This is a genomic window from Streptomyces sp. NPDC004561 (assembly GCF_053602155.1).
In genome coordinates this window covers 1-4,969 of record NZ_JBSGDB010000587.1, presented here as the reverse complement: position 1 = coordinate 4,969, position 4,969 = coordinate 1, and the positions used below count along the sequence as shown (strand labels likewise).

The window sequence follows — 4,969 nt, the reverse complement described above, 5'->3', positions numbered from 1 at the left end:
GGGGCCGCCGTCGTGCGGCCGTCACGCGCGCGTGGACGCGCCGGTGTCGTACCTGAGAGCTACCTCTTGCTGCTGTAGTTCGGCGCCTCGACCGTCATCTGGATGTCGTGCGGGTGGCTCTCCTTCAGACCCGCCGAGGTGATCCGCACGAACCGGCCGTTGGCCTGCAGCTCGGGCACGGTCCTGCCGCCGACGTAGAACATCGACTGGCGCAGGCCGCCGACCAGTTGGTGCACGACGGAGGACAGCGGGCCGCGGTAGGGCACCTGGCCCTCGATGCCCTCGGGGATCAGCTGGTCGTCGGAGGCGACGCCCTCCTGGAAGTAGCGGTCCTTGGAGAACGACCTGCGGTCGCCGCGGGTCTGCATGGCGCCGAGGGAGCCCATGCCGCGGTACGACTTGAACTGCTTGCCGTTGATGAAGAGCAGCTCGCCCGGGGACTCCTCGCAGCCCGCGAGCAGCGAGCCGAGCATCACCGTGTCGGCGCCGGCGACCAGCGCCTTGGCGATGTCGCCGGAGTACTGCAGACCGCCGTCGCCGATCACCGGGACACCGGCGTCCTTGGCGGCGAGCGCGGCCTCGTAGATCGCGGTGACCTGCGGGACGCCGACACCGGCGACCACGCGGGTCGTGCAGATGGAGCCGGGTCCGACACCGACCTTGATGCCGTCGGCGCCCGCGTCGACCAGGGCCTGGGCGCCGTCGCGGGTGGCCACGTTGCCGCCGATGACGTCGACGCCCGAGGAGTTCGACTTGATCTTGGCGATCATGTCGCCGACCAGACGGGAGTGGCCGTGCGCGGTGTCCACGACGATGAAGTCGACACCGGCCTCGACCAGGGCCTGGGCGCGCTCGAAGGCGTCGCCGGCCACGCCGACCGCCGCACCGACCAGCAGGCGGCCCTCGGCGTCCTTGGCGGCGTTCGGGTACTTCTCCGCCTTGACGAAGTCCTTGACGGTGATCAGGCCCTTGAGGACGCCCTCGCCGTCGACCAGCGGCAGCTTCTCGATCTTGTGCTTGCGCAGCAGCTCCATGGCCTCCGGGCCGGAGATGCCGACCTTGCCGGTGACCAGCGGCATCGGGGTCATGACCTCGTGCACGCGGCGGCTGCGGTCGCTCTCGAAGGCCATGTCACGGTTGGTGACGATGCCGAGGAGCTTCTCGTCGCCGTCGGTCACCGGGACGCCGCTGATGCGGAACTTGGCGCACAGCGCGTCGGCCTCGGCGAGGGTGGCGTCCGGGTGAATGGTGATGGGGTCGGTGACCATGCCGGACTCGGAGCGCTTCACCAGGTCGACCTGGTTGGCCTGGTCCTCGATGGAGAGGTTGCGGTGCAGCACGCCGACGCCGCCCTGGCGCGCCATCGCGATCGCCATGCGGGACTCGGTCACCTTGTCCATGGCGGCGGACAGGAGCGGGATGTTGACCCGCACATTCTTGGAGACGTACGAGGCGGTGTCGATCTCGTCGGGCGCCATGTCCGACGAGCCCGGCAGCAGCAGCACGTCGTCGTAGGTCAGCCCGAGTGTCGCGAATTTACCGGGCACTCCGTCGACGTTGGCAGTCATGACACCTTCCCCAAATGGCCTTGATCGGTGCGGATGTCCATGCTAACGGGAAGCGTGGCTAGCAAATTCCACGGTTCGAGGTCCGTTCCGGCTTCGTATATTCGTACGGAAGCGGCGCCACGCTCGTTCATTCGGGTCCGGCGTGCGGGAGCCGCACCGGGCTGAGGCGGGCCCGGTGCCGCCGACTTGCGCCGATACGGCTGACCCGCCGCAGGGCGGAAAGGGGTTCGCCTACTGTTCCGCGAGCGCTCTGAGGCGGCTCAGCGCCCTGTGCTGTGCGACCCGGACGGCGCCGGGTGACATTCCCAACATCTGCCCGGTCTCCTCCGCGGTCAAGCCCACGGCGATGCGCAGCAGAAGCAGTTCGCGCTGGTTCTCGGGCAGGTTGGCCAGCAGTTTCTTCGCCCACTCGGCGTCGCTGCTGAGCAGGGCGCGCTCCTCGGGGCCGAGGGAGTCGTCCGGGCGCTCCGGCATCTCGTCGGAGGGCACCGCCGTGGATCCCGGGTGGCGCATCGCGGCCCGCTGGAGGTCGGCGACCTTGTGGGAGGCGATGGCGAAGACGAACGCCTCGAAGGGGCGGCCGGTGTCGCGATAGCGGGGCAGGGCCAGCAGGACCGCCACGCAGACCTCCTGGGCGAGGTCCTCGACGAAGTGGCGCGCGTCGCCGGGCAGCCGGGACAGCCGGGTGCGGCAGTAGCGCAGCGCGAGCGGATGGACGTGGGCCAGCAGGTCGTGCGTGGCCTGCGCGTCCCCGTCGACAGCACGGTGCACGAGGGCCCCGATCGGCCCGTGGGCCGTGCCCGCCTCGTCGTCGCGCATCGGTCCATCGTGCCTTGTGGCCGTCCGGTCCGTCGCATCGTGCTCGTGGTTGTGCACCGAAGCGTTATGAGCAGGTGCGCCGGCACTCATCCCCTGCGCCCTCCCCTTCCGCTCGACCGACTCGTCCCCGAGAGACTCCACATCTCAAGGATGCGGCATCCGCGCCGAAACGAGCAGCGCGCGTCGTACGGCCCCCTTCGCGCCCCGTCTCCCGGCACGTCCGGCGGGGGCGTACGCCCCCGTGCTCCGTCCGGCATCCCGCGCCCGGCCCGGCGACCGGAGGACCGTGCGTCCCTCCCACAGCGGCCCGTGGGGCGTCCTGGAGCGCGTCGAAATTCCCGGCGATGTGCGGGAGCCGATGCGACCGGTCGTCGCGGTCGCAGGAGCCGTCCGGGTGCACCGCGGGCTGGTCGCGAGGACCCGCTCCGGGTACGACTGGTGCACAGCCGCGCATCTCCGGGGACTTCGCGACCGAGGCCGCCACGGAGGGCGCACCGCGTCCACCCAGTGGCCCGGACGGCCCCGAGGGGCCGCTCACACGCGGCCCGTCGAGCAGCCCGAGCGCCTCCGAGAGACCCACCGCGCCTCCTCCAGCAGACGGCCCGGAACACCCCGGGAGGCCCGACGACCGACGAAGCTCCGAGGCGCCGGGCACCCCGGAAATCCCCGAGCGGCCGCCGGACACCCCGGAAGCCCCCGCGCCACGAGGCACCTCCAAGAAGGCACCCGGGACGCGGGAAACCGCACAGGCACCCGGGACGCGAGACCTCTCACAAGCACCCGGTAGACACACCGAACCGCACCCATCAGGCACCCCGAACCCACCGAGCACCCCGCAGACCCTCGGCCGACGCCCAAAGCCGCCCACCTCAGGCGCCCCGGGCACGATCGACAGACACGTACTCCCGCATCCACCAGACATCCCCGAGGCACCCGGGAGGGACCCCAAGCCGCATCCGTCAGGCACGCCGGGCACGCCAAGCGCCCAAGGCGCCAGGGGCATCCGCGGGAGCCAACCCGCGGCACCTCCACCAGGCACCCTGGGCACCCACGGGAGGCACACCGCGGCCCCTGCCTTCGGGTGAGCCGGCGGGCGGCGTCCCGCGCCGCTGCCCGGTGGGGACGCGGCGCGTCCCCGGCAACGGCGATGGGGCCCCGCGTGCCGCGCGGGGCTGGGCACGTCCTACCGGACCAGTCCCCAGCGGAAGCCGAGCGCCACCGCGTGGGCGCGGTCCGAGGCGCCGAGCTTCTTGAACAGGCGCCGGGCGTGCGTCTTCACGGTGTCCTCGGAGAGGAACAGCTCGCGGCCGATCTCGGCGTTGGAACGGCCGTGGCTCATGCCCTCCAGCACCTGGATCTCACGCGCGGTGAGCGTGGGCGCGGCGCCCATCTCGGCCGAGCGCAGGCGGCGCGGGGCGAGCCGCCAGGTGGGGTCGGCCAGCGCCTGCGTCACCGTGGCGCGCAGTTCCGCGCGCGAGGCGTCCTTGTGCAGGTAGCCCCGGGCACCCGCGGCGACCGCGAGGGCCACGCCGTCCAGGTCCTCCGCGACGGTGAGCATGATGATGCGTGCGCCCGGGTCGGCCGACAGCAGCCGGCGCACGGTCTCGACGCCACCCAGGCCGGGCATGCGCACGTCCATCAGGATGAGGTCGGAGCGGTCGGCGCCCCAGCGGCGGAGGACTTCCTCGCCGTTGGCCGCCGTCGTCACGCGCTCGACACCGGGCACGGTCGCGACCGCGCGGCGGAGCGCTTCTCGGGCAAGCGGGGAGTCGTCGCAGACGAGGACGGAAGTCATGACCGCCCTCCGCAGCTGATGCGCGTCACCTTGAGCCTCCAGGCTGGTACGGAATCGTCACCTGTGCGGTCGACCGTCTCGGACGCCTGCCCGAGCGCTTGTGTTTTCAACCGCCTCCGCACTCTCAACGATGGTCACTCGAAAGAGTTACGGGGCTGCGTGCCGTCATCGGCACTCTACGTGAGGGCGTCGACACGGTGCAGACATGCCCAACGGACCCTCAACTTTTCATCACAACCTATGCCCCATTCAGCTGCTTTTCTTCCCGTTTCGTGGTGTTCGGGGCTAGATTCGCAATGAGTCATATTTACATCTCCTTAGACCGGAGATGTACGGTCGTTGGCACCGTATCCGCCCAGAACGGCTACAAGGGGTCACGTAATGGCAGATTTCTCCCGCCTTCCCGGACCGAACGCGGACCTGTGGGACTGGCAGCTGCTGGCTGCTTGCCGCGGGGTGGACAGCTCGCTCTTCTTTCACCCGGAGGGCGAGCGCGGGGCGGCTCGGAGCGCTCGCGAGAACTCGGCGAAGGAGGTCTGCATGAGGTGCCCGGTCCGTGCGGAGTGCGCGGCACACGCCCTGGCGGTGCGCGAACCGTACGGCGTCTGGGGAGGCCTCACCGAGGATGAGCGTGAGGAGTTGATGGGGCGAGCACGCAACCGGCTGGTGTCGGCCTCGGCCACCAGCGGCGATGCCGCCCCGAATCACTGAAGGAACGTTTCTGCACCCACAGCCCACCGGGTGCAACCATTCCCCCACCCGGGCACGCCTTGTGCGTGCCCCTGAC

4 protein-coding genes are annotated in these 4,969 nt (G+C 70.8%); 1 reads left to right on the top strand and 3 read right to left on the bottom strand.

What is annotated here, in order from left to right; translation table 11 throughout:
• Window positions 1–59 precede the first annotated feature (59 nt).
• The 3 genes from guaB to ACWEN3_RS41330 form a co-directional block, all read right to left on the bottom strand.
• Complete coding sequence (gene guaB / locus ACWEN3_RS41340; RefSeq protein ID WP_452982337.1) at window positions 60–1,568, bottom strand: IMP dehydrogenase; 1,509 nt, start codon at window positions 1,566–1,568, stop codon at window positions 60–62.
• A 231-nt stretch (window positions 1,569–1,799) separates the two neighbouring features.
• On the bottom strand, window positions 1,800–2,387 hold the full coding sequence (locus tag ACWEN3_RS41335) for a sigma-70 family RNA polymerase sigma factor (RefSeq protein ID WP_392201124.1): 588 nt from the start codon (window positions 2,385–2,387) through the stop codon (window positions 1,800–1,802).
• A gap of 1,183 nt (window positions 2,388–3,570) precedes the next feature.
• Complete coding sequence (locus ACWEN3_RS41330; protein WP_003948568.1) at window positions 3,571–4,182, bottom strand: response regulator transcription factor; 612 nt, start codon at window positions 4,180–4,182, stop codon at window positions 3,571–3,573.
• A gap of 381 nt (window positions 4,183–4,563) precedes the next feature.
• Here ACWEN3_RS41330 and ACWEN3_RS41325 point away from each other — a divergent pair, with 381 nt between their 5' ends.
• Window positions 4,564–4,893, top strand: coding sequence for a WhiB family transcriptional regulator (locus ACWEN3_RS41325; RefSeq protein ID WP_452982333.1), 330 nt, complete (start codon window positions 4,564–4,566; stop codon window positions 4,891–4,893).
• Window positions 4,894–4,969: the final 76 nt, after the last annotated feature.